The organism is Sulfuricella sp. T08 (assembly GCF_000971475.1).
Taxonomy (GTDB): Bacteria; Pseudomonadota; Gammaproteobacteria; order Burkholderiales; family Sulfuricellaceae; genus Sulfuricella.
Window position 1 is genome coordinate 1 of record NZ_DF967527.1, and the last position, 24,204, is coordinate 24,204.

A 24,204-nucleotide genomic window follows, 5' to 3' on the forward strand; every position below is an offset into this window, starting at 1 on the left:
GCTGCAAAACTGAGTTGTTTCATGGGCAATTTCAGTCGATTGATGATGTCCGCTATTTTACAGGTTCAGGAACTTGTTCAGGGCTTCCTTAGGGAATGACAGCAAGGGCTCCGCCGATCCTTGCCCCTTGGGTTTCGGGTTGCGGTCAAAGCGGTACTGGTCAACCGCATCCTCCACCGATTGGGTGAAGTCAGTTTTCAGTTCCACCGTGGCAATGGAAAGGCCGTTGAGGAACAGCACCAAGTCGATGGCGTTCTCGTTATGCAGCGAGTAACGCACTTGCCGCACCACCCGCAGGCGGTTCTTCTGGTATTTAGCAACGGTTTCGGCGTTCATCGCCAGCGCCGGTTTGAACTGGCACAGGGATAACGGCTGACGCAGCCCCAGCAGTTCCACCCCATGCCGTAACACATCCAGTGTGCCACGGTCATCCAGCGACTTGCGTAGCCTGTCCAGCAACACCGCCTCGGCACTTGCGCCGTGGTTCTTGCTCAATGCCTCCCACGCCTTGGGCTGGGTGTCCTGCACCCAAGTGATTACATCCGCCGGGAACAGGGCACGGGCACGGTCATATTGCGTGGCATCGCCCTCGGCATATAGCCAGCCCTGCGCGGCTAGGGTGTCGCAGATTTCAGTCTCGAAGCTGATTTCCTTGTGCAGGCTCATCGGGTCGCCCTAAGTCAACATTTCCAGCAACACGGGATGCCATGCCGAGAGTTCGATCTCGCCCATCTTCCCGGCCAGACGGCGCTTGTCCACCGAGCGGATTTGGTCGAGCAAGATACGCGCCTGTTTACCAGCAAATTTCACCTCCGGGCGGCAACCGAGCGGCTGCCCCTTGCTGGTTAGAGGCGCAATAATGACACGCGGCAGCGCGGCATTCAGATCATCCGGTGAGACCACCAAAGCGGGGCGCGTTTTTTTGATTTCCGTGCCGATAGTCGGGTCGAGGTTGACCCAATACACTTCACCGCGTTTTACCACGCCCACTCCTCGCTGTCTTCATCCACCGGCAAAGCCGCCAGTGGCTCCGCGTCCGTTTCCGGCTTGTAGCTATCGAACCAGCCCAAGCGCGGCGCGTTCACTGGCGCAATCACCAGGTTTTTGCCTTCCAGACGAATATCCACCTCGTCGCTCATCCCACAAGCCGCCAACAACGGAGCGGGAATGATGATCCCACGGGAATTTCCCACATTTCTCAAGCTAGTACGCATGATGACCTCCCGAATAAAATATTATAACTATGTTATAACAACTCGTCAGGAAAGTGCAAGCCCACGCACATCAATCTTGCCTGTTACTGCTGCGGAAATCAGGGCGCTACGGCGTTCTTGCAGCAGGGCGATGGTGCGGTTGGCTTCGGTGGTGAGGGCGTCAAACTTTGCTACTTCGTTTTCGAGGAAGGCAACGATGGCTTGTTGCTCAGGTATAGGTGGGACAGGTGTCACTAATTTCTTTACATCAGCCATGCCAATTGTTTTGATCGTTGCACCAAAGGTACACGCATCAAGGAATAGCTTCATAGTATTGAACACCCTCAATAGAAACAGGGCGTCAATTTTTTCTGAAGGACACCATGCGATTAGATGCTGAGAAACAGCCATTGGTCGTGTCGTGATTGCTGTTAACCCAATCGTTGCATCGCGAGTAAAAACGACTGCGCCCCCCGGGAGCATACGTGCTGATGAGTTAGTTAACCCGAGGTGATTTATTTGTACTGCTGTTTCTGAGATGTAGTCACAGACCGCTAACTGTTTTGAATCATTTAGTGACACCCAAGGAATATCGCAATCCTCCCAGTACGCTGGAACTTGTTTCGATGGGGTATGACCACTTTCGAGTCTCGCCACATCCTTTACTCGGCGAACCTCCCAATGCGCCGGAACTTCGCCCAACCACTCGATTCCGGAATCTTTCATCGGGGCATTGGGGTTCAGCCCCTTGGTGACGGCGTGGGAAATCACTGCCTGCCGTTTTTCCGCCAGTAGTTCAACCAGCCGCTGCTGCTCGGCAATCAAGGCATCAATCTTCCCCGTCTCGCGGTCAAGGAAGGCAGCGATCGTGTGTTGCTCAGCAAGGAGTGGGAGTGTGCAGGACAGACTGCCAAAAACATCAGGATAAAGTCGAAGACGAGAATCAATTACCCCGCTTGAAAACGCTTTAAAATAGAGCGTGTACAAGTCGGTGCGAACAAGATAGTTCAAGAAAATTGGCGCACTTCCATCAATCACATGAAATACGCAGTAGGCAGGGCTAACAATTCCATTGTAAGAGGAAAAAGCCAATCCACGATTCCACGCAAGCATGATATTCATTACGAGGTCGTCAGGATGGCAGATTTTATAGCCCTCTAATGACTCTGCTCTGCTCAAGTGATCGCCTGCATCAACTATTTCTGAGCGTGGGCTAACGCCAGTATATGCCGACACGGAAAGCAAAGTTTCCGTGCCACATCCAGAACGTTCATCACGTTCTTTGAAGACCTGCTTGAAGCGCCTTACTTCCCAATGCCCCGGCACCTCCCCCAGCCACTCCACGCCGCTGTCCTTGTACTCGGGATAACGCGGCAAGCTCATGCGCTCAGTCCCGCGATCATGGTCAGAATCCGGTCAGTGCATTGCTTCAAATCGGAATCAATCTCCGCCAGCGGGCGCGGCGGCGCGAACACGTAGAAGTGGCGGTTGAACGGAATTTCGTAGCCTACCTTGGTTTTCTCGTGGTCTATCCACGCATCTGGCGCATGGGGCAGCACTTCGCGCTTGAAGTAGCTTGCCACGTCTTCCGCGAGCGGCACGTTCTCGGTGTCGCGCAAGCTGCTGTCCGGCTGCGGCTTGCCCTTCAGCTTGCCTTTTTCACACAGCATGATTTTGCCAGCCTCATCGCGCAGCGGTCGTTCCACGGTGATGGTGTGGTAGCCGAAGTCTTCATTCTTGAAGATGCGCGAGATAGGCTTGCCATCCTGCTCGGCTTCGACAAAGCTGCCGAATAGCCGTGTTACCTCGGCGATATGTTCATCGCTCATTTCCTTGCGCTTGCTACCCAGGCTTTTACGCATCTTCTGCCAGAAGGCGGATGCGTCGATTAGCTGCAACAGCCCCTTGCGGTGTTCCGGCTTGCGGTTGGAGAGTATCCAAACATAGGTGCTGATGCCGGTGTTATAGAACATGTCAGTAGGCAGGCCGATGATGGCCTCCACCAAGTCGTTCTCCAGTACATAGCGGCGGATTTCAGATTCGCCTGACCCGGCACCACCTGTGAACAGGGGGGAACCATTGAGCACGATACCGAAGCGACTACCGCCGTCCACGGCGGGGCGCATCTTGCTGATGAGGTGGAGCAGGAACAGCAACGAGCCATCAGAGACACGGGGCAGGCCGGGGCCGAAGCGACCGCTATAGCCCTGGCTTTCGTATTCCTTGCGTATTTCCTTCTCGACCTTTTTCCATTCCACGCCAAACGGTGGATTGGAGAGCATGTAGTCGAATTTCCTGTGCGGGTGTCCGTCATCCGAGAGGGTGTTGCCTGCCACGATGTTGGCAACTTCCTGGCCCTTAATGAGCATGTCGGCCTTACAGATGGCGTAGGACTCGTCGTTCAGCTCCTGCCCGAACATGCTGAGCCGCGCCTGTGGGTTATGTTCCTCCAGGTATTCACCTGCAATAGACAACATGCCTCCCGTGCCTGCCGTTGGGTCGTAGATGGTACGTACCACGCCGGACTTAGATAGCACCTCGTCGTCCTCAATGAACAGCAGGTTGACCATCAGGCGGATGACTTCACGGGGGGTGAAGTGCTCCCCGGCAGTTTCGTTGGAGATTTCAGCGAACTTGCGGATCAGCTCCTCAAATACCAGACCCATCTGCGAGTTGCTGACCGCCTCAGGGTGCAGGTCGATATTGGAAAACTTCTCCGCGATCTGATAGAGCAAACCAGCCTTGGTCAGACGGTCAACCTGAGTGTAGAAGTCGAAGCGTTCAAAAATGTCCCGCACCGCCGGGGAGAATGCCTGTATGTAGGAGTAGAGATTTTCACCGATGTGGTCCTGGTCACCCATCAGCTTCTTCATGTCCAGCGGCGAGGTGTTGTAGAAGCTCTGCCCGGCTTTGCGTAACAGGAACGGCTCAGGGTTCAGACCGGCTTTTTGTTGTTTGGTATATTCGGCCAGCACGGCAACCTTGGTGGATTCCAGTACGCAGTCCAGACGGCGCAGTACAGTAAAGGGCAGAATCACCTTGCCGTATTCAGATTGCTTGTAGTCGCCACGCAGCAGGTCAGCAACTGACCAGATGAAGGAGGAGAGTGCTTGTTGGTTCATCAATATGCCTGTAATTATTCTTTGTATGACACAGGATTATGCCTACTCTGGGTGATTTGAGCGAGATAAAGCAGCAACCTGCCTCGATTGAAACGGGATGGGCCAATGGGATGGTGATTGTTTACGGTTTTTCGGTAGGCCGCCGAAGGATATCCTTACAGGAGGCGGGTACTATTTACCAGGGTGAGGATCTGGCGAAGAAGTTGGGTTGACAGTATTATATATTGTTGGCATTATGGACAACATGAAGGCCGATCTGATTACCCGTTTTCGCAACATTTCCGAGGACGGCACGGGGATTGAAATGGTAATCTGGCTTGTGCATGAGTCGGTGCCGCCATCAGAACATAAGTACAAATACCGGCTGGTCTATATTGAAAATGGGTGTCGTGTGGTGGGCTTTGACAACGAGCGCGGCAAAGGCGATCACAAGCATGTGGGTAACGTGGAAATGCCCTATGTGTTTGCCACCCCTGACAGGCTGGTTGATGATTTTATCGAGGAGGTTGAGCGATGGAAGCAAGGACATTGACTATTAACATGCGACCGGATTGGCAAGGGGCATTGCGGCACGCTGCGAAGTCCGCTTTTCAGGCCAACGCCTACCAGGGCGAAACGCTCAACTTTGATTCTCCAGCCGCATTTTTCTCACATCTGACAGAACGGCGTTGGGTGTTGATAAATGCTCTGCAGGGTTCTGGGGAATTGCCTGTGCGCGAGTTGGCCCGGAGGGTTGGACGCGACGTAAAACGAGTCCATGAAGACGCCAGCGTCCTGGTCGATCTCGGACTGGTGGAGCGCACTTCTCGCGGGGGCTTGCTCTGCCCGTTCGCAGATATTCATGTGGATATGCACTTGAGCCACGCTGCGTAGCGGCAAGGTTCCGGCGCACCGGCGCTTTTCACAAGTCTTTTGGCTTCTGCGCTAATCCACCTGCTTCAGTAGGTGGTGGTTTGTTTGTGCGATGGCTGCGCAAATTTGCGCAAAATTTCGGGCAAAAAATGGGAATAACGGATTATATGGAAGTAGAGGTAACAGCTTGAATTACTTGGTGCCGGGAGCCGGAATCGAACCGGCACGCTATTGCTAGCGCGGGATTTTGAGTCCCGTGCGTCTACCAGTTCCGCCATCCCGGCTGGAAGTCCGGATGAAACATCCTGACTGTCTGGAAGTCGCGAATTATCAACCAAAAACATTTTCCCGGCAAGTTTCTTCGCATGAAAACCAGTGATTTCGATTTCGACCTGCCTCCCGAACTGATCGCCCAGTTTCCCACCCAGGAACGTAGTCAGAGCCGTTTGCTCCATCTCGACGGCGCGAACGGAGAGCTGGCGGATGAACAGTTCAGCGACTTGCCGAAATTTCTCAAGCCCGGTGACTTGCTGGTGTTTAACGACACGCGCGTGATCAAGGCCCGGCTGTTCGGGGTGAAGGACAGCGGCGGCAAACTCGAGGTGTTGATCGAGCGGCTGCTGGACGAGCATCATGCACTCGCCCACATCCGCGCCAGCCATGCGCCCAAGCCCGGCTCCGGCCTGCTGCTGGCAGGCGAGATCGCGGCGACAGTGGAGGAACGCCAGGGCGAACTCTACCGTCTGCGCTTTGCGGGGGAAACGCCGCTGCTGGAACTGCTGGAACAGTATGGCAGCCTGCCGCTGCCGCCCTACATCACCCATGCTCCGGAAGCGCTGGACGAAACCCGCTATCAGACCGTTTACGCGCGTCAGCCCGGCGCAGTGGCCGCGCCTACGGCGGGGCTGCATTTCGATCCGGCGATGCTGGAAACCCTGGAAAAAATGGGGGTGAAGATCGCCTACGTCACGCTTCATGTTGGCGCTGGGACTTTTCAGCCGGTGCGCGTGGAGGAAATCGCCGAGCACCACATGCACAGCGAGTGGTACACCGTGCCGCAGCGGACTGTGGATTTGATCCGGCTGGCCAGGGCGGAAGGCGGGCGAGTCATGGCGGTTGGGACGACCAGCTTGCGGGCGCTGGAATCTGCGTCGGCTGGCGGCGAACTGGAAGCGGGGAGCGGCGAAACCAACATCTTCATTTTCCCCGGCTATCGGTTCAGGGTTGTGGAGAGGCTGCTGACCAATTTTCACCTGCCCAGATCAACCCTGCTGATGCTGGTGTCGGCTTTCGGCGGCATGGAAAACATCCGCCGCGCTTACCGCCATGCGGTGGAAAATCGCTACCGCTTTTTCAGCTACGGCGATGCAATGCTCATAGAAAGGCAGCAATGAAATTCGAACTTCTCGCCACCGATGGCCCCGCCCGCCGCGGCACTCTCACCTTGGCACACGGCACGGTCGAAACCCCGGCCTTCATGCCGGTGGGCACCTACGGCACGGTCAAGGCGATGTCGCCCGCCGAGCTGAAGGAAATCGGCGCCCACATCGTGCTCGGCAACACCTTCCACCTGTGGCTGCGCCCGGGTCTGGAGGTGATAGCGGCGCATGGCGGGTTGCACCGTTTCATGGGCTGGGACGGGCCGATACTCACGGATAGCGGCGGTTTCCAGGTGTTCAGTCTGGGCGACCTGCGCAAGATCACGGAAGAAGGCGTGAAGTTCCAGTCGCCGGTGAACGGCGACCGCTGTTTCCTGACGCCGGAAGAGTCGATGCGGATTCAGAAGGTGCTGAACTCCGATATCGTGATGATCTTCGACGAGTGCACGCCTCATCCCGCCGATTTGCAGCAGGCAGGGGATTCGATGCGCCTTTCCCTGCGCTGGGCGGAGCGTTCGAAGAGGGCTCACGAGGGCAATCCGAATGCGTTGTTCGGCATCGTACAGGGCGGCATGCACGAGAGCCTGCGTGACGAATCGCTGGCCGGGCTGGTGAATATCGGCTTCGACGGTTATGCCATCGGCGGGCTGTCGGTGGGCGAGCCGAAAGAGGACATGCTGCGCATTCTCGACCACGTCGCGCCGCAGATGCCGGCGGACAAGCCGCGCTACCTGATGGGAGTGGGTACGCCGGAGGACATCGTCGATGCAGTGTCGCGCGGGGTGGACATGTTCGACTGCGTGATGCCGACGCGCAACGCCCGCAACGGCTGGCTGTTTACCCGTTTCGGCACGGTCAGGATCAAGAATGCCCAATACCGGCTGGACATGAGGCCGCTGGACGAGGTCTGCGGCTGCTATACCTGCCGCAACTTCACCCGCGCCTACCTTCACCACCTGCACCGTATCGGCGAGATACTCGGTGCGCGCCTTAACACTATCCACAACCTGCACTACTACCAGGAACTGATGCAGGGCATCCGCCGCGCCATCGAGGAAGGGCGCTTGGCCGAATTCGTGCAAGAGTTTAGGCAAGCGCGTGTGGCGGGGTCGTGATAAAATGCCACGTTATTTTTTCATGATGGAGAACCGAATATGCTGATTAGTCTTGCACATGCCGCCGATGGTGCACCGGCCGATATGATGGGCAGCCTGCAACAGTTCCTGCCCTTGATCGTAATTTTCGCACTGTTCTACTTCATGATGATCCGCCCGCAGATGAAGCGCGCCAAGGAGCAGAAGAACATGATTGAGTCGCTGCAAAAGGGCGACGAAGTGGTTACCGCCGGTGGCGAAGTGGGCAAGGTGGCGAAAGTGAGTACTGCCTACGTCGGCCTGGAAGTTGCCCCGAATGTGGTGATCAATGTACAAAAGTCGGCGATTACGACCCTGCTGCCAAAGGGCACGATCAAGGATATCTAAGTTGCGAGTGAGGGGTGAGGTGTCTACCTTCCCTCTTCACCCCTGACTCCTCATCCCTCACGGAGTTTTGAATGAACCGTTATCCCCTGTGGAAATATCTTGTCATCGCGGTAGCGATGCTGTCCGGCCTGATTTTCACCCTGCCCAATTTCTTCGGCGAGTCGCCCGCAGTCCAGGTTTCACCGATGCGCGGCATGACCAAGGTGGACCAGGGGCTGATGAAGCAGGTCGAGGATGTGCTGAAGAAAAATAATTTAGCCAATCAAGGCATCACGTTCGACTCCTCCGGCGTGAAGGTGCGATTTGCAGATGCCGACACCCAGATCAAGGCCAAGGATATTCTCCAGTCAAATCTCGGGGAGAACTTCGTGGTGGCGCTTAATCTGCTGTCGAGCGCCCCCAAGTGGCTTTCCAACCTGGGCGCACTGCCGATGTACCTCGGCCTGGACTTGCGCGGCGGGGTGCACTTCCTGCTGCAGGTGGACATGAAGGGTGCAATCACCAAGGCACTCGATCGTTATAACGGCGATATCCGCACCAGCTTGCGCGAGAAAAAAATCGCTTATGCGGGCATTTCCCGGCAGGACCAAGCGGTGGAGATCAAGTTCCGCGATGCCGAATCACGCCAGAAGGCGATGGATGAGCTGCAGAAGACCTCGCCGGATCTGCTGCTGAAGGAAGTCGAAGATGGTTCCGAATTCAAGCTGGTAGCCACGCTTAAGCTGGGGGCGCAGAAGCGCATTCAGGAATTTGCCCTGCAGCAGAACATTACCACCCTGCGCAATCGTATCAATGAACTTGGCGTGGCCGAGCCGATCATCCAGCAGCAGGGCATAGACCGCGTCGTGGTGCAGTTGCCCGGCGTGCAGGATACCGCCAAGGCCAAGGACATTCTCGGCCGTACCGCCACCCTGGAAATCCGCATGGTGGACGAGGAGCATGACGTGACGGCCGCAGTGCAGAGTGGCCAGATTCCTTTCGGCAGCGAGCTGTATACCGAACGTAAGGGTCTGCCATTATTGGTGAAGAAGGGCGTGGTACTGACCGGTGATTACATCAGCGATGCGCAACCCGGCTTCGAAGGGCAAAGCGGCGAACCGGCCGTACATCTCAACCTGGATGGCCGCGGTGCCCGCATCTTCAAGCAACTGACGCGCGATAACGTGGGCAAGCGCATGGCGATTCTGCTGATAGAAAAAGGCAAAGGCGAAGTGATCACCGCTCCGGTGATCCGCGAGGAGATCGGCGGCGGCAGGGTACAGATTTCTGGTCGCATGACTACAATGGAAGCCAGTGACGTGGCGCTGTTGCTGCGTGCCGGCGCGTTGGCTGCGCCGATGGATATCATCGAGGAGCGTACCGTCGGACCGAGTATGGGCGCGGAGAACATCGCCAAGGGCTTCAATTCCAATGTCTACGGTTTTGTCGCCATCGCCGCCTTCATGATGTTCTACTACCGGTTTTTCGGCATGGTTTCGACGGCGGCACTGGCCGTCAACGTGTTTCTGCTGGTGGCGATGCTTTCACTGCTGCAAGCCACCCTGACCCTGCCTGGCATGGCGGGTATCGCCTTGACGGTGGGTATGGCGATCGACTCCAACGTGCTTATCAACGAGCGCATCCGCGAGGAACTCAGGAATGGCTCCTCGCCGCAGGCGGCTATCCATGCCGGCTACGAGCGGGCATTTGCCACCATTCTCGATTCCAATATCACCACCTTGATCGCCGGTGTGGCGCTGTTCTGGCTGGGTTCCGGTCCGGTGCGCGGGTTTGCGGTGGTGTTGTGCCTCGGCATTCTGACTTCGATGTTTAGCGCTGTGGTGGTGTCGCGCGGTATCGTCAACCTGACCTACGGACGCAAAGCCAGGCTGGAAAAGGTTTCAATTTAAAACAAGCGCCTTTTACGTTTGCTCCCTCTCCCACGAGTGGGAGAGGGTTGGGGAGAGGGAAGCCCGCCGCAACGAGTAGTCAGGATTTTCAAGGAAAAAATATGCTGGAATTTTTCAATATCAAACGCGACATCCCGTTCATGAGTTATGCGCGGGTGACGACCTTTATCTCGCTGGTGACGTTCATCGCGGCGGTAGCAGCGCTGGGGCTGAAGGGTCTTAACCTGGGGGTGGACTTCACCGGCGGCACGGTGATGGAGGTGAGCTACAGCCAGCAGGCGGATGTCCCCAAGATCCGCGATACTCTGTCCAAAATCGGCATGCACGATGCGGCGGTGCAGAATTTCGGCACGGCGCGCGACGTCATGATCCGTCTGCCGCTCAAGCCTGATGTCAGCACCGCCCAGCTTTCCGAGCAGGTGCTCAAGGTGTTGCAGGGTGCTGACAATTCCGTCACGCTGAAGCGTGTCGAGTTCGTTGGTCCGCAGGTGGGCAAGGAACTGTACGAGAACGGCGCGCTTGCGCTGCTGGTGGTCTCCCTCGGCATCATGGCCTACCTCGCCATTCGTTTCGAATGGCGCTTTTCGGTGGCGGCAATTATCGCCAACATGCACGACGTGGTGATCATTCTCGGCTTCTTCGCCTTCTTTCAGTGGGAATTTTCCCTCACCGTGTTGGCTGGTATCCTGGCCGTACTCGGCTATTCGGTCAACGAATCCGTGGTGGTGTTCGATCGGGTACGTGAAAACTTCCGCAAGATGCGCAAGGCATCGGTGTCCGAGGTGATCGACAACGCCATCACCCGCACCATGTCGCGTACCATCATCACCCACACCATGACTGAACTGATGGTGCTGTCGATGCTGTTCTTCGGCGGCGAGGCACTGTTCTACTTCGCCCTGGCGCTGACCATCGGCATCGTCTTCGGCATCTATTCCTCGGTGCTGGTGGCCAGCCCGATCGTGATGTGGCTGGGCGTGTCGCGCGAGGATTTCCTCAAGCCTGAGAAAAAGGAAGGCGAAGGGACGGAAGCGCTGCCCTGATGGAGCTTCTGACCGCTTTTATCGATCTAGTCCTGCACCTCGACAAGCACCTGCTGGTACTGGTGCAGGATTACGGTACCTGGGTTTACCTGATTCTGTTCCTGATTATTTTCTGCGAAACCGGTTTGGTAGTGACGCCCTTCCTGCCTGGCGATTCCCTGCTGTTCGTGGCCGGCGCACTGACCGCGACCGGGGCGATGGAACTTCAGGTGCTGGCTGGCTTGCTGATCGCCGCCTCGTTCATGGGCGACAACACCAACTATTGGGTTGGTCGCTATATCGGGCCGAAGGTGTTCAGCAGAGAGCGTTCGCGCCTGCTCAACCCCAAACACCTTGAGCAGACTCACCACTTTTATGAAAAACACGGTGGCAAGGCCGTTATCCTGGCGCGTTTTTTCCCCATCATCCGCACATTCGCTCCCTTCGTCGCCGGGATCGGGCGCATGGATTACCGCCGTTTCCTGCCTTACAGCCTGGCGGGCGGGATAGCCTGGGTCGGCTCGCTGCTGCTGGCCGGCTACTTCTTCGGCAACATCCCGTTCATCAAGCAGAACCTGACGCTGGTGATTTTCGGCATTGTCCTGCTGTCGATCCTGCCGGGAATCATCGGTTACCTGCGCCACCGCATCCCATAGTCATGGAACCCATGCTCGACGACGTCCCGGTAAGCAGTTTCCTGCCGCCGACCCGGCGCATTATCTTGCATATTGCCGTGATAGCCGCGGTTTCGTTGATCGGCGGTCCGCTACTCGGCCTCTATGTGTTCAATGCACCCCGCGGCGAGATGCTCACGCTGTCGCTACGAACCGGGCTGGGTTGGGGGCTATCCTTCGCCTTCGTCGCCGCATTTATCTACACCGCCTGGCTGATTCGCTATGTGACCCGGGGTTACAACAAGCATGTGGCGGCGCGGAAAATGGACGAGTTCTATCGCACCATCGAAGGTGAACGGGAAGACTAAATCCTCGCCGCCAGTTCTGCAGCCTTGCCGATGTAGTTGTGCGGTGTCATCTGCAGCAGCCGCTGTTTCGCTTCCTCCGGAATGGCGAGTTTGGAGATGAAGGCGTGCAGGGTTTCCCGGGTGATGCCACCCTTGCCGCGGGTGAGTTCCTTGAGCTGCTCGTAGGGGTTCTCCACGCCGTAGCGGCGCATCACGGTCTGGATCGGTTCCGCCAGCACTTCCCAGTTGTTGTCCAGGTGGTCACTCAGGCGTTGCGGGTTGGCTTCCAGCTTGTTGAGGCCGCGCAGGCAGGAATCGTAGCCGAGCAGGGTGTAGCCCAGGCCCACGCCCATGTTGCGCAGCACGGTGGAGTCGGTGAGGTCGCGCTGCCAGCGGGAAACCGGCAGCTTTTCGCTTAAATGGCGCAGCAGGGCGTTTGCCAGACCGAGGTTGCCTTCCGAATTCTCGAAATCGATCGGGTTGACCTTGTGCGGCATGGTGGAGGACCCCACTTCGCCAGCCTTCACTTTCTGCTTGAAATAGCCCAGAGAGATGTAGCCCCATACGTCGCGGTCGAGGTCGATCAGGATGGTGTTGGTGCGGGTGTAGGCATCGAACAGCTCGGCCATGCAGTCGTGCGGCTCGATCTGGATGGTGTAGGGGTTGAAATCCAGCCCCAGCCCTTCGACAAAATGCTTCGCGAAGCGCTCCCAGTCGAAATCGGGATAGGCCGACAGATGGGCGTTGTAGTTGCCCACCGCGCCGTTGGCCTTGCCCAGGATGGCGACCTCGGTCAGGCGCTTTTGTTGGCGCTGCAGGCGGTAGGCCACGTTGGCCATCTCCTTGCCGACCGTGGTGGGCGAGGCGGGCTGGCCGTGGGTGTGGGCCAGCATCGGCATGGCCGCGAATTCATGGGCGAGCTCGGTGAGTCGGGAGACAAGCTTGGCAAGGCCGGGCAGCATCGCTGCTTCGCGCGCATCCTTCAGCATCAGGCCGTGTGACAGGTTGTTGATGTCTTCCGAGGTGCAGGCGAAATGGATGAATTCGCTCACTTTCATCACCTCCGCATTGCCGGCCAGACGGGATTTCATCCAGTATTCAACCGCCTTGACGTCGTGGTTGGTGGTCTTTTCGATATCCTTGACCGCCTGGGCGTCGGCTTCCGAAAAATTGTTCGCCAGCGCGTCCATCTGCGCGAAGGTTTCAGCGGAAAAGGTCGGAACTTCGGCAATGGCGGGCTCGCGCGAGAGCGCCTTGAGCCATTCGATTTCCACCTTGACGCGATAGCGGATTAGCGCGAACTCGCTGAAATAGGCGCGCAGGTCGGCCACCTTGTTGTGGTAGCGCCCGTCCAGAGGGGATAGTGCGGTAAGCGTGGAGAGATTCATAAGCCGGCCCGTGCTGTAGGTATTTGGGAAACCCGCATTTTACCCTAGAACAAGCGGTTCACCACAAGAGCCAAAAGTAGGCGCCTCTAGGCGACACAGAAAAACAAACCTATAAAAAGCAGTGACCACCCCGCTCATGCTTCGATACGCGCAAGAAACCGCGCTACTCAGCACGAATGGGGTGGTCACCCATTTGGTGAAAGACCGTTCGCCCTGAGTAGCCCGCGCAGCGGGCGTATCGAAGGGTTTGCATCGTTCAATTGCGGTTTTTAGTATAAATCCGTCCCCTTAGTTTTTTCGATTCACTTGGCATGCCAGGGAAATGTGAGTAGGATATACAAATTATTTTGTATATCTTAAAGGTGAAGCCATGCAAGTAGCTAAATGGGGTAACAGCCTGGCAGTGCGCCTCCCGGCAACAGTGGTCGAGGCGCTTGATCTCAAGCCGGGGGACAACATCGAAATTCACGTTGCCGGCGCCCGCGATTTCTCCATAGAAAAGGCACCCAGCGCCCGAGATTTGCTGGCGCGATTACGAAAATACCGTGGGCGGCTGCCTGTTGATTTCAAGTTTGACCGGCTCGAAGCCAATGAGCGGCGATAGGCGTTTCTTTGACACAAACGTCGTGCTCTATCTGCTGTCGGCTGACCAAGCGAAGGCAGATCGCGCGGAAGAACTGCTCGCCGAAGGCGGCATAATCAGCGTGCAGGTACTTAACGAGTTCGCCGCTGTTGCTTCGCGTAAGTTGGGGATGTCGTGGCCGGAAATCCGCGAAGTGCTGGATCAGGTACGTGCCGTGAGCAGTGTAGAGCCCCTGTTAGTTGAAACGCATGAGCGCAGCCTTTTGGTGGCCGAGCGCTATGGCATTTCCCTATACGATTCGCTGATTGTCGCTGCAGCCTTGTTAGCTGGCTGCTCGACGCTTTACTCAGAAGACATGCAACACGGCCAGATCATTGAAGGCCAGTTGACGATATGTAATCCGTTCAGGGCCAGCGAGTAAACCACAGGGTCAGCTTCGGATGATTTCCAAAAGATGCTATCGAATGAAGGAGTCCAAGAAAAGCAATCCGAAGCTGACCCGTTTGGCTCCCTATGATTCTTGCTATTGATTCTTGATGGGTTGGGCCGAGCGGGCTGACTTGACATCGATAACATGTAGCCGATGCTTCTCAACGAATGGTTGGTCAGAGCATTTACGGAATAACCAGCCATGCTTAGCTAAGCCATTCGGTCGAATCATCCTTTCGAAATTGCTTCCGCGACTGTTTGAGCCATCTGTGATAATCAAGCCCCCATCAGCGTGAAATCGTTCAAGTATGAAGGGGAGAAAGGAATCGCCGAGAACGAAAACGCCGCTGCCGTCTTCACCTGGACTGTCGCCACGGTAGAACAATATGTCAATTTCTTTGACACTTGAAATAACTTGCCTTACATCGCCTATCAAGAATGATGCACTCGGCGGGCCAGACAGAGAAGCAATAGATTTTCTCCATCGGGACAACAGTGCCGCGTTGATATCACAAAAAATCACTTCATCAACATAGGGAGCCAACAGTGCAAGCGGCTCCAGAATGTCAAGATGGCAGCACGGATAGAATGCAACTCTAGGCCGCATCTTCCAGCACCGCGAAAGCTTCATCCTGATGAATTCTCAATTGATCCAAAAAATCAAACCACTGCTTCAAAAATTGATGGAAATCATTAGGGCCTACGAACACGAATGAATAGTCCCGTACTATATTTTGGTCATTCACATTGGCGTTGATGAAAATGATCGCTTCTATTGGGTTCTTGAATGTAAAAATGTTTCCGTGGGCGAGCGCATTGCGAATGACGCGAAGAACATTTTTGACGGTTTTGTCCGCTTGAATGGGCTGGCGATTACGTAGACCTTCCCACGAATCGGGATCGCCCCGAACAGATTTCAGCTTTCCAGAGTGCCATGTCGAGTAGGGCTGGTTCCACAATTCGGAAGCTAGAAAAGGTTCGGCGAGCAGTAATTTAAGTTGTTCGGCAGCAGCGGAGAATATCTTGTTGTCTCCAGATGGATGGTCGATTTCACTATCAGGTTTTAACCTTTCATATGGAACAACCAACCCTGCAGAGGCTACCATAAGAGTGAGCGTCACCTCTCGCCCTCTGAACAAAGCCGGTTTCCCAGCGAATTCTAGAATGTCTCGGCAGCGCCGGGGGAAATCATCTATGAAGTTCTGATATGCGGTCATGGTTTTAATGGAGGCGGTCTAAGCGGTTAAAATCATGGAAGTGGATGACTCTTTACAAGCTTACTCCTCCCACACCACCACAACAATTGGTTACGTTTCCATATTGAGAACTAGGTTACATTCGGCAAGCCGTGGTTATATGATGTACGGGAATTTCTAAAATTTAAGGACTATGTGGAAATGATGCGTGACAAAAACAACTCATTACCAGATAAAAGCAATAATAGATTCCCGGCGATTTCCTCCAACTCGCTTGTGGCGCGTGGCTTGAGTGATCTTGGCAAGCCGGTAGCAAAAACTGCACGACAGTACTCCGATGCCAAGAAACTTTATGAAAACAAACAATATGTAGAGGCCTTTGAGTTTGCTCAAGAGTTGGCGCTGGCTGGCGATACAGACGCCATGAATCTGCTTGGGGTGATATGCCGCGGTGGGCATGGCACCGAGCAGAACTACGCGGATGCTGTAGTGTGGTTTCTAACAGCGGCCAATCTGGGACTTGCCAAGTCACAACGAAACATAGGACTAATGTATCTCAGAGGTAAAGGCGTTGAGCAAAACGACGCTGAGGCAGTGAAATGGTATCGTCTGGCTGCCGAACAGGGGGATGTTGAAGCACAGTGCAAACTGGGGGTGATGTATTACAAAGGCCAAGGCGTCGAACAGGACGATGAAGAAGCGGTGAAGTGGTACTGCATGGCGGCTGAGCAGGGGTATGTCACTGCACAGACCATCTTGGGGGCAATGTACGCCGATGGCCGCTGCGTTGAGCAGGACGACGAAGAGGCGGTGAAGTGGTTCCGCTTGGCGGCTGAGCGGGGAAATGCCACCGCTCAGTCCATCTTGGGGAGGATGTACGCCAAAGGCCGCGGTGTTGGGCAGGACGATGAAGAAGCGGTGAAGTGGTACCGCCTAGCGGCTGAACAGGGGTATGTGGATGCCCAATACAAATTGGGGTATGTGTACCGATGGGATCATCACGGTGCAGAGCATGACTACGATGAGATGGTGAAGTGGTACCGCTTGGCGGCTGCTCAAGGGCATGTTGGGGCTATGCTTAGTTTGGGTTTATGGTTTGTGTATGAGCAAGGTCGCAATGAGCGAGATTATGCTGAAGCCATAAAATGGCTTCAGATTGCTGCTGAGAAGGGTAATGCCAGAGCTCAGGACTGCATGGGGGATATGTACGCCAAAGGCCGAGGTGTCGAACAGGATGATGTAGAAGCGGTGAAGTGGTATCGCCTGGCGGCTGAACAAGGATACGACCGTGCCCAGTATGCGCTGGCGCTCAGATACAAAAATGGGCTCGGCGTCGAAAAGGATGATGAAGAAGCAGAAAGATTGCTCAGGGAAGTGGCCGACCATGGGGATGAGGATATTTTATGCGGGATAGCACAGGACTACATGCCCGGATGGGAAGAAAAGGGGGATATTGCCGAAGCCTTAAAGTGGTATTTGTTGGCAGCTGAGCGCGGTAGCTATGAAGCACAGTTCGACTTGGGGCAAATGTACGCCGAAGGGAAAGTCGTCGAACAGAATTTTGCGGAGGCCATGAAGTGGTACCACTCGGTGATTGACAATAAATCAGATTGCAGCATTTATCGCTTTTGGGCCATGGTCGCATTGGCACGCATGCACAAGAAAGGCAGGGGTGTAAAGCAGAGTAATGCTGAAGCTGAAAAATGGTATCAAATGGTTGTTGATGAGGGTAAGGAGGAAACCTTTTTTCTTTTAGGTGATAGTGGCACTCAAGGTGGCGTTGAACAGGACGATGAAGAAGCAGTGAAGTGGTACCGCCTGGCGGCTGAACAGGGGAATGCTGAAGCTCAAACCAGACTGGAGCAGATGCTCACATAATTATGCTGAGCCATGTCCTGCTTGACATGGCATAGGGTTGGTATTCCAAGGGATTAAACAACAAGAATGACAAAGCAACACGACTTACTCCCGGAAGAACGGGAACTGGAACAGCGGTTGACGGAGATTGCCTCGCTGGAAGCCGCGCTTTCCGAAAAAGAGCTGGAACTGGCCACGCGCGCTGAATCCATCCAGCGCTTTCACACCCGGTATCAGCAAATGGTGGGCACCCTGTATGCGGAACTGGATGCGATAGAGGCTGGAACTGCCCGGCTTGAGGCGAATGCCAAGCCGCGCGACAAGCAGGCGCAGGCAGCGGCGGCTGCCGCTAGTGAGAGAGCGGCGCAGTCGGCATGGGAATCCTCCGCCACCCCAGAAGACGCCGCAGCAGCCGAGCCTTTTGCCCCGACGGATGAACTCAAGAACCTGTACAGGGCGGCAGCGAGACGCCTTCACCCCGACCGGGGAGCCAGCGACGCTGACCGGAGCCTGCGCAATGATTTGATGGCGCAAGTGAATGTGGCGTACCGTGCCGGTGACCAGGCGCGCATTGAGGCGATTATTGCCGAGTACCGGGATCACCCTGAAGCCATCGAGGGTGATGACGTCGGCGCACGTCTGATTCGCACCATCCGTCAGAAATCCCGTCTGGCAGCCAGGCTGCGGGAGGTGGAAGAAGAATTGCTGCAACTGGAAAACGGTGAACTAGCAGATCTGCAAAGGGAGGCGGAAACCCGCGCGGAACAGGGAGAGGATGCGCTGGCGGAGCTGGCCGCACAGTTAAGCGAACGAATTGCAGCGGCCAAAAAAATCCTTGAAGAAAAACGCAACATATTAGAAGCAAATGCTGCTGCCCTAGCGGCATCAATAGACAATGCAGCAAAGGGACGGAAATCTGCTGAGACTGATAATAATGCAAACGTTTTCAGGCCGGAAGGTCTGATTCACTGTACCGAGCGAGGCGAAAAGGTCAGAAGCAAATCCGAGGTGATTATCGCTAACCTGCTGCATCAGGCCAGGCTGGACTATCAGTACGAACTTGATCTTTCGACACTGGGCTTGGGTCGTGGCGTTCGCCCAGATTTCGCCTTCCAGCGCGGCACTAAAGTGATCGTGTGGGAACATCTTGGCCGGGCCGATGACCCAGACTATATGGCCCGCTGGGCTCAAAAGCTGACATGGTACCGTGACCATGGTTTTGAGAGCGGCAAGACACTTTTTGTTTCCACCGAAATGGCCGGACAGGGGATAGATGTGGCCTCCTTGGGGCGTGTCGTGGCACAAATTCAGCAGGTATTAGCCACGTTGACTGAGGAGAAACCAGCTAAACCACAGTCGGTGCAACCACAAGCAGCCACGCCAAAGCCGGGAAGGCACACCGTCGACGAGGCGCTAGTCTTTTTTGATTTCGAAACTACTGGGCTGAAACCGGCAGGCTGTCGGGTCATCGAAGTGGGCGCGGTGAAAGTGGTGAACGGCGTAGTGGTGGAAACATTCACCTCTCTCATCGATCCTGGCGTCCAACTGTCGTCTGAGATTACCAATATCACCGGCATCACTAATGCCATGCTTAAGGGGCAATCTCGCCCTGCCGAAGTTATGCCAAAGCTGCACAACTTTATGCGCGGCGCGGCTATCGTTGCCCATAACGCCAAGTTCGACCAAGGTTTCCTGAAAATGGAATTCGACCGCCTGGGTCTCTCTGTGCCGTCTAATCTGCTGTGTACCATGAAACTGGCTAAACGGGTGGAGCCGGGTCTGCGCAGCTACAGCCTGGCAGCGCTGACCAGCCATTTTAGCCTGAACGCCAACAGCAATGCCCACCGCGCGTTACCTGATGCCCATCAGACTGTGGCTCTGTGGCAGGCATTGGAAAAACAATTGCTCAAACAAGCTGAATTGCAACGCATACCTGTTGCCTTGATGCTGAAGTTACAGGCAGTAGCCGTGAGTGATGTGAAGAGATTTTTGCGTGAACGGGGCTGATTGTCTTGGCTACCTTTTATGCATGAGTGGATTTAGCAAACGCCATGAAAATAGTCCAAAGGCACCCTTGGGATATCAGTCCGGCTGAAGCGATTGCCATCCAGCAGCAACTGCGCGGCGAGGTGGTGAGGGAAGACTGGCTCGGCCCGGTGCGCCATGTGGCGGGGGTGGACGTGGGTTTCGAGGAAGGCGGCGGGATCACCCGCGCTGCGGTGGCGGTGCTAGCCTTTCCTACGCTCGAACTGGTGGATCATGCCATTTTTCGCACTCCTACCTGTTTTCCCTATGTGCCGGGGCTGCTGTCTTTCCGCGAGGTGCCTGCGGTGATCGGAGCTCTGGAGAAGCTTACCGTCATTCCCGACTTGCTGCTGTGCGACGGTCAGGGTATTGCCCATCCTCGCCGTTTCGGCATCGCCAGCCACCTTGGCCTGCTGTGCGGCATTTCCTCCATCGGCGTGGCCAAAACCCGGCTGATCGGCGAGCAGGTCGAGCCGCCTGACCAGCGCGGCGCATCCGTGCCACTGCGCTATCATGGCGAAACCATAGGCGCGATATTGCGCAGCCGACCCGGCGTGAAGCCGCTCTACATCTCCATTGGTCACCGCATCAGCCTGGCGACGGCGCTCGACTATGTGATGGCCTGCGTCACCCGCTACCGCCTGCCGGAGACGACGCGCTGGGCGCATCGTCTGGCTTCCGGGCCGGCGGTCGAATGAAGTGGTGGATTGGTTGCTACTGCACGCCGCGCTGGAAACGATATCCCTTGTAGCTGAATATCAGGCCATCCTTGGTGATTTGCTCCAGCCTGAGGCCGGGCGTCAGAGATTCGCCTTCCCGCAGCATCCGGTCATTGATGCTGACGAGACGGTCCTTGGGTTTGCTCGAATAGGCATGGAGCGGAATTGTCATGGCCGGAATTTCCTGCTGGACCTGAAGAGGCAGTTCGGCCAGGGGTAGCACTTTCGGTTCCCGCGTAGTGTCGGCAGGGCCGGCGGGCTTTTCCGGCATGGGTGACGGGGCATAAGCAACTATTCTGGGCGGCGCGCTGTGTGTCTCTGCCTTGGCGGGTGCTGGCATGTCCGGTTTCATGGCGGCAACCATGGGAGCAGGTTGCACGGTTGGCGCTGAATCCGGCGCCGGTAATTCCTGCGCCGTCTTTCTGGCCATTTCAGGCGGATCGGGGAGGAATGCCGGGGTGGTCTGGTGTGAGACTGGCATGGGTGATTTCGCGGCGAGGGGTTCTGTCGCGGGAGCCGGTTGTTCCGCCTGCCACGGGCGCAGCCAGCCGATCAGGATGCCGGCGGAGAGCAGGACAGCTGCAAGCAGGCCGTAATACAAAAACACGGGTTGTTTTGGCGCGGCCAACGGTGTCTGTGCTGGCGGCAATGTCGGCGTTGTGCCGCGCTGGCGCAGCTGATCGGATTTTTTGAGCGCTTCCAGGATATACGACATGCCTATTTTCCTATTTCCACTGGCGCGTGGGATAGCTTCGGCGCCGTTCGATCCGCCACACCGCTCAGGCGCATCAGGGTCTGGGATCCGACGGCACCGTCAGGGGTGAGTCCCTGAATGAGTTGGAACTGTTTGACCTGACTCACCATGGCCTCATCGAAAACCGGGTCTGCGGTGGTTTCCGCCGCCTTACCCTGGACTTGCGCGAGTTGCTTGCCCAGCCATTCCACATCCGGCCCGCGCTCCCCCTGCCGGATGTTCTTGCGTGCAACCGGTGGCAGGCGCCACAGCAAGGTGTAGTGCCCCGACCATTGTGCCGCAAGGGCGTCAATGGCGACTGTTCTGGTTGCGGTGCCGATGGTGAAGGTGGCGGATTTGTCATCAAGTTGAGTCAGGGCTGCATGGAATTCCTGGCCCTGGTTGTCACGCAAGTGCAGAACCGCAGGCCGGTCCAGTTGGCGCAGTTCGTCCAGCCCGCCGCGCGTGGTGCGGCAGCGTAAACCCATGCCTTCAGCCTGCCGGCACGCGTCCTCCCCTTGATAGTCCGTTCCCCATGCCCGGAACAGCGCAGCGTAAGCCAATGCCTTGCTGCGCGAGAGCGGCTCCGCTGCCGGCCATTCCAGAGTAACCGGCAATGCCGTTACTTGCTTGGCGGATTCGATTTTATCTTTGGCGTTGACGGCCTCTGCTTGATTCGCGGCTTTGGTCTGTCCTGCGGGTTTCTCAGTGGGCTGGTACAGCGTTGCCGCCAGTGCAACGCCGGCCAGCAAAGCCAAACCTGCCAGGAGGGGGCGCATCATGATGCGGCGTTGCGAAGTCGGCTGGTGGAGCACCTCACGCGCCGCTTGCGCAAGGGTCGCATGATCGACGCGCTCCTTGCCTTGTACGTAGGCACCGAGCAGTGACCGGTCGCAGAGTACGTTGACGATCCGGGGAATGCCGCCGCTCAGGCGATACAGTTTACCCATCAGCGCAGCCGGGAACAGCTGGCGCTGGGTGCCGGAAACCTCAAGGCGATGCCGTACATAGGCAGCGACTTCCTGCTTGGTCAGCGGCCCCAGGTGATAGCGCGCGATAATCCGTTGCGCGAGCTGCCGCAGTTCCGGCTGTGCCAGCATCGTTGCCAGCTCGGGCTGACCCAGCAGGATGATCTGCAACAGTTTGCGCTGGTTGGTTTCCAGGTTGGTGAGCAGCCGCATCTGCTCTAGTACTTCGGCGGAGAGGTTTTGCGCCTCGTCGATGATCAGTACCGTGTGCCTGCCCCTGGCATGGGCGTCGAGCAGGTAGGCGTTGATGCAATCGACGAACACCTTGATGCTGGTGTTGCCGGACGGGCAGGCGATGCCGAATTCTGCGCAGATGGTCGAGAGCAGCTCTGCTACCGTCAGCTTGGGATTGAATATATAGGCGACATCACAGGATTCTGGAATTTGTTCGAGCAGGCAGCGGCATACCGTGGTCTTGCCGGCACCCACCTCGCCCGTGAGCAATACAAACCCGCCGCCGCCATTCACGCCATAGAGCAGATGCGCGAGCGCTTCCTGGTGGCGCTGGCTCATGTAGAGATAACGCGGGTCCGGCGCGATGGAGAATGGCGCTTCGGAGAGGTTAAAGTAACTTTGGTACATGGGCGGTCTGGGAGTGGAGATATCGCGCCATTATAGCGGCAAGTTACGATTATGGATCAATGTCATGCTGCCGTGGGCGGACAAGCCGGAAGGTGGCCAGAACGGCCAGGGCGAACAGCACATACGCCAGCGTGAATGCCCATTCCGGCAGGTCGTAGAAGATCAGTCGACCGACCCAGTGCTGCATGAAGCTGGCTCCGTCCGAACCGGTCTTGCGCAAAAAATCTTCCCACACGGTCAGCGGGCAGGCCATGCCGACGAGGGATTCAGTCATTACGAAGAGGATGGCGGCAAGATGCGCCAGGCGGAAGCGGATGTCGCGCACCCAGGCCCAGCCGAGTGCGGCACCGGTCCAGATGGCGAGCAATCCGCCCACCACGAACAGTACGAACAGAAAGTGGACGATCAGGACTGCGTCGGCCAGTAGTGCCATAAGTAAATTAAGCGGCAGCAACCCAATCGCTGGCCAGATTGTAGTCCTCGAACACCTGGGTTTCGGCATAAGTGAACAGGCCGGTCAGCCAGGCACTCCAGGCGATCCATTTGTTATCGGTGACCACAGCGATTTTCCACAGGTCGAAGCGGTGTTCGCGGGCAAACTTGATTTCTTCCCAGGCAACATCCACGGTGAGTTTGGCCATGTCGCGCAGATCGAACAGCAGGTTGACCCGACCCTCGAACTTGATCTTGTACATGACGGCGTCTTCAAGTTCCTTGAAGTCGGCGAGGGTGAACTGACCCAGCACGGCGACGTTGACGAGGTGGCTTCGGAGTTCGATGGTGATCATAGCTTACCCCTTATAGTGGTAATGTTTATTCACTATAGCAAATCATCTATGCAGCAGGGAGGCGGGGCGCTACGCGGGAAGCGAGAACGCCGCTCAGGATGATCAGGGCTATCCCCAGCCAGCTAGTCAGGGACAGGATTTCCTGCCACAGCAGGATGCCCCACAGGCTGGCGAAGATGACCGTGCTGTAGGCCAGGCTGCCGACTACCAGTGTGTTGCCCTCGCGGTAGGCGCGGGTCATCGCGAGTTGTGCCAGGGTGGCGGTGGTGCCGAGGCCGAGCAGGAGCAGGAACTTTTGCGGTGAAACGGGGTGAAAGGCGTGAACTCCCATCCAGATGCCGCCGCCGAAGGTGCAGATCAGGGTGAAATAGAACACGATCCGCCATTCCGGTTCGCCCATCTGACCCAGATGCTTGACGTTGAGATAGGCGATGGCGGCAAAAAAGCCGGAGGCCAGCCCCATCAGTCCTGCGAGCAGTTGTTCCTGGTGCAGGGTGGGCCGCAGCAGCAGCACCACGCCGGCAAAGCCAAGCAGGATGGCCAGCAATAGCGGCAAGTGCGGGCGTTCTTTCAGGATCAGCACGCTGAGAAAGGCAAGGAACAGCGGCGCGGTATAGTTGAGCGTCACCGCAGTGGCCAGCGGTAGCCGGGTGATGGCATAAAAAAACAGCATCAGCGCAGCGAAGCCGGACAGCCCGCGCCACAGGTGCGCTTTCCAGTGAGGCGTGGCAAAGCTCATGCCCTGGATTCTGATGATCAGAAAAATGATCAGCAAGCCGAACAGGGAGCGGTAGAACACCAGTTCGGCGCTGGAAAAAAACTCCGCACCAATCTTGACGAATACCCCCATGCAGCCGAACAGGACGCCAGCCACGACCATCCATGCGGATTTTAGTTGTGGAAGTTTGGGCATGGATTATGTTGTGGCGTTGTTGTGCAATGCATGGTGCGGATAGTTTATCCCGGATTTGCCTTCA

At 56.5% G+C, this 24,204-nt stretch carries 27 protein-coding genes and 1 tRNA gene; 14 read left to right on the top strand and 14 right to left on the bottom strand.

Annotated features, from left to right (window positions below):
* Positions 1–57 precede the first annotated feature (57 nt).
* The 5 genes from SCT_RS03545 to SCT_RS03560 are packed head-to-tail and all read right to left on the bottom strand — an operon-like array spanning position 58 to position 4,315.
* Positions 58–666: a type I restriction endonuclease gene (locus SCT_RS03545; protein WP_059419139.1), complete on the bottom strand. Its 609-nt coding sequence runs from the start codon at positions 664–666 to the stop codon at positions 58–60.
* 9 nt (positions 667–675) lie between these two features.
* On the bottom strand, positions 676–984 hold the full coding sequence (locus SCT_RS03550) for a type II toxin-antitoxin system PemK/MazF family toxin (RefSeq protein ID WP_059419424.1): 309 nt from the start codon (positions 982–984) through the stop codon (positions 676–678).
* Positions 978–1,214, bottom strand: a complete 237-nt coding sequence (locus tag SCT_RS16940; protein WP_088178627.1) for an AbrB/MazE/SpoVT family DNA-binding domain-containing protein — start codon at positions 1,212–1,214, stop codon at positions 978–980. Before SCT_RS16940 ends, SCT_RS03550 begins: the two co-directional genes overlap by 7 nt.
* A 45-nt stretch (positions 1,215–1,259) precedes the next feature.
* A complete protein-coding gene (locus tag SCT_RS03555; protein WP_059419141.1) occupies positions 1,260–2,576 on the bottom strand; it encodes a restriction endonuclease subunit S in 1,317 nt (438 codons plus the stop codon).
* Positions 2,573–4,315 (bottom strand): class I SAM-dependent DNA methyltransferase, encoded by a 1,743-nt coding sequence (locus tag SCT_RS03560; RefSeq protein ID WP_059419143.1) that lies wholly within the window; start codon positions 4,313–4,315, stop codon positions 2,573–2,575. Before SCT_RS03560 ends, SCT_RS03555 begins: the two co-directional genes overlap by 4 nt.
* Before the next feature lie 235 nt (positions 4,316–4,550).
* Here SCT_RS03560 and SCT_RS03565 point away from each other — a divergent pair, with 235 nt between their 5' ends.
* Positions 4,551–4,847 carry a DUF6516 family protein gene (locus SCT_RS03565; protein WP_059419147.1) on the top strand — a complete coding sequence of 99 codons (297 nt, stop codon included), beginning with the start codon at positions 4,551–4,553 and terminating at the stop codon, positions 4,845–4,847.
* Positions 4,829–5,188 carry a hypothetical protein gene (locus SCT_RS03570; RefSeq protein ID WP_059419150.1) on the top strand — a complete coding sequence of 120 codons (360 nt, stop codon included), beginning with the start codon at positions 4,829–4,831 and terminating at the stop codon, positions 5,186–5,188. Before SCT_RS03565 ends, SCT_RS03570 begins: the two co-directional genes overlap by 19 nt.
* Positions 5,189–5,364: 176 nt before the next feature.
* On the opposite strand, the gene SCT_RS03575 is transcribed toward SCT_RS03570, so the two are convergent.
* Positions 5,365–5,451: transfer RNA gene (locus SCT_RS03575), tRNA-Leu, on the bottom strand.
* An 81-nt stretch (positions 5,452–5,532) separates the two neighbouring features.
* On the opposite strand from SCT_RS03575, the gene queA reads away from it, so the two are divergent.
* The 7 genes from queA to SCT_RS03610 all read left to right on the top strand — a co-directional run bounded on the left by queA (position 5,533) and on the right by SCT_RS03610 (position 11,920).
* Positions 5,533–6,561: a tRNA preQ1(34) S-adenosylmethionine ribosyltransferase-isomerase QueA gene (gene queA, locus SCT_RS03580; RefSeq protein WP_059419152.1), complete on the top strand. Its 1,029-nt coding sequence runs from the start codon at positions 5,533–5,535 to the stop codon at positions 6,559–6,561.
* Complete coding sequence (gene tgt, locus SCT_RS03585) at positions 6,558–7,661, top strand: tRNA guanosine(34) transglycosylase Tgt (RefSeq protein ID WP_059419154.1); 1,104 nt, start codon at positions 6,558–6,560, stop codon at positions 7,659–7,661. The genes queA and tgt overlap by 4 nt, the downstream gene beginning before the upstream one ends.
* A 39-nt stretch (positions 7,662–7,700) precedes the next feature.
* Entirely contained in the window at positions 7,701–8,027 is a 327-nt protein-coding gene (gene yajC / locus SCT_RS03590; protein ID WP_059419156.1) for a preprotein translocase subunit YajC, read from the top strand.
* Between the two features lie 71 nt (positions 8,028–8,098).
* Entirely contained in the window at positions 8,099–9,916 is a 1,818-nt protein-coding gene (gene secD / locus SCT_RS03595; protein WP_059419158.1) for a protein translocase subunit SecD, read from the top strand.
* Between the two features lie 104 nt (positions 9,917–10,020).
* On the top strand, positions 10,021–10,959 hold the full coding sequence (secF, locus tag SCT_RS03600) for a protein translocase subunit SecF (protein ID WP_059419427.1): 939 nt from the start codon (positions 10,021–10,023) through the stop codon (positions 10,957–10,959).
* On the top strand, positions 10,959–11,594 hold the full coding sequence (locus SCT_RS03605; protein ID WP_059419161.1) for a DedA family protein: 636 nt from the start codon (positions 10,959–10,961) through the stop codon (positions 11,592–11,594). Before secF ends, SCT_RS03605 begins: the two co-directional genes overlap by 1 nt.
* 11 nt (positions 11,595–11,605) lie before the next feature.
* Positions 11,606–11,920: a hypothetical protein gene (locus SCT_RS03610; RefSeq protein ID WP_159107876.1), complete on the top strand. Its 315-nt coding sequence runs from the start codon at positions 11,606–11,608 to the stop codon at positions 11,918–11,920.
* On the opposite strand, the gene purB is transcribed toward SCT_RS03610, so the two are convergent.
* Complete coding sequence (purB, locus tag SCT_RS03615; protein ID WP_059419165.1) at positions 11,917–13,287, bottom strand: adenylosuccinate lyase; 1,371 nt, start codon at positions 13,285–13,287, stop codon at positions 11,917–11,919. The two genes, SCT_RS03610 and purB, sit on opposite strands and share 4 nt — an antisense overlap.
* A 370-nt stretch (positions 13,288–13,657) precedes the next feature.
* On the opposite strand from purB, the gene SCT_RS03620 reads away from it, so the two are divergent.
* Together SCT_RS03620 and SCT_RS03625 are read left to right on the top strand one after the other, a co-directional pair.
* On the top strand, positions 13,658–13,891 hold the full coding sequence (locus SCT_RS03620) for an AbrB/MazE/SpoVT family DNA-binding domain-containing protein (RefSeq protein ID WP_059419168.1): 234 nt from the start codon (positions 13,658–13,660) through the stop codon (positions 13,889–13,891).
* On the top strand, positions 13,833–14,291 hold the full coding sequence (locus SCT_RS03625) for a PIN domain-containing protein (protein ID WP_237759599.1): 459 nt from the start codon (positions 13,833–13,835) through the stop codon (positions 14,289–14,291). Before SCT_RS03620 ends, SCT_RS03625 begins: the two co-directional genes overlap by 59 nt.
* A 102-nt stretch (positions 14,292–14,393) precedes the next feature.
* On the opposite strand, the gene SCT_RS03630 is transcribed toward SCT_RS03625, so the two are convergent.
* Positions 14,394–14,906, bottom strand: coding sequence for a hypothetical protein (locus SCT_RS03630; protein ID WP_059419173.1), 513 nt, complete (start codon positions 14,904–14,906; stop codon positions 14,394–14,396).
* Complete coding sequence (locus tag SCT_RS03635) at positions 14,896–15,516, bottom strand: hypothetical protein (protein ID WP_059419175.1); 621 nt, start codon at positions 15,514–15,516, stop codon at positions 14,896–14,898. The genes SCT_RS03630 and SCT_RS03635 overlap by 11 nt, the downstream gene beginning before the upstream one ends.
* A gap of 180 nt (positions 15,517–15,696) precedes the next feature.
* On the opposite strand from SCT_RS03635, the gene SCT_RS17860 reads away from it, so the two are divergent.
* The 3 genes from SCT_RS17860 to nfi all read left to right on the top strand — a co-directional run bounded on the left by SCT_RS17860 (position 15,697) and on the right by nfi (position 20,075).
* Positions 15,697–17,373, top strand: a complete 1,677-nt coding sequence (locus tag SCT_RS17860) for a tetratricopeptide repeat protein (RefSeq protein ID WP_059419176.1) — start codon at positions 15,697–15,699, stop codon at positions 17,371–17,373.
* A 66-nt stretch (positions 17,374–17,439) separates the two neighbouring features.
* Positions 17,440–19,359 carry an exonuclease domain-containing protein gene (locus SCT_RS03645; RefSeq protein ID WP_059419178.1) on the top strand — a complete coding sequence of 640 codons (1,920 nt, stop codon included), beginning with the start codon at positions 17,440–17,442 and terminating at the stop codon, positions 19,357–19,359.
* A gap of 44 nt (positions 19,360–19,403) precedes the next feature.
* Complete coding sequence (nfi, locus tag SCT_RS03650) at positions 19,404–20,075, top strand: deoxyribonuclease V (protein ID WP_059419181.1); 672 nt, start codon at positions 19,404–19,406, stop codon at positions 20,073–20,075.
* A gap of 16 nt (positions 20,076–20,091) precedes the next feature.
* On the opposite strand, the gene SCT_RS03655 is transcribed toward nfi, so the two are convergent.
* The 5 genes from SCT_RS03655 to SCT_RS03675 are packed head-to-tail and all read right to left on the bottom strand — an operon-like array spanning position 20,092 to position 24,107.
* Positions 20,092–20,811, bottom strand: coding sequence for a general secretion pathway protein GspB (locus SCT_RS03655; protein WP_059419184.1), 720 nt, complete (start codon positions 20,809–20,811; stop codon positions 20,092–20,094).
* A gap of 2 nt (positions 20,812–20,813) precedes the next feature.
* Positions 20,814–22,439, bottom strand: a complete 1,626-nt coding sequence (locus tag SCT_RS03660; protein WP_059419185.1) for an AAA family ATPase — start codon at positions 22,437–22,439, stop codon at positions 20,814–20,816.
* Positions 22,440–22,488: 49 nt separating this feature from the next.
* Positions 22,489–22,872 carry a DUF2784 domain-containing protein gene (locus tag SCT_RS03665; RefSeq protein WP_082098166.1) on the bottom strand — a complete coding sequence of 128 codons (384 nt, stop codon included), beginning with the start codon at positions 22,870–22,872 and terminating at the stop codon, positions 22,489–22,491.
* 7 nt (positions 22,873–22,879) lie between these two features.
* Positions 22,880–23,227, bottom strand: a complete 348-nt coding sequence (locus SCT_RS03670; RefSeq protein ID WP_059419187.1) for an STAS/SEC14 domain-containing protein — start codon at positions 23,225–23,227, stop codon at positions 22,880–22,882.
* A 46-nt stretch (positions 23,228–23,273) separates the two neighbouring features.
* Positions 23,274–24,107, bottom strand: coding sequence for a DMT family transporter (locus SCT_RS03675; protein WP_059419189.1), 834 nt, complete (start codon positions 24,105–24,107; stop codon positions 23,274–23,276).
* Between the last annotated feature and the right edge of the window lie 97 nt (positions 24,108–24,204).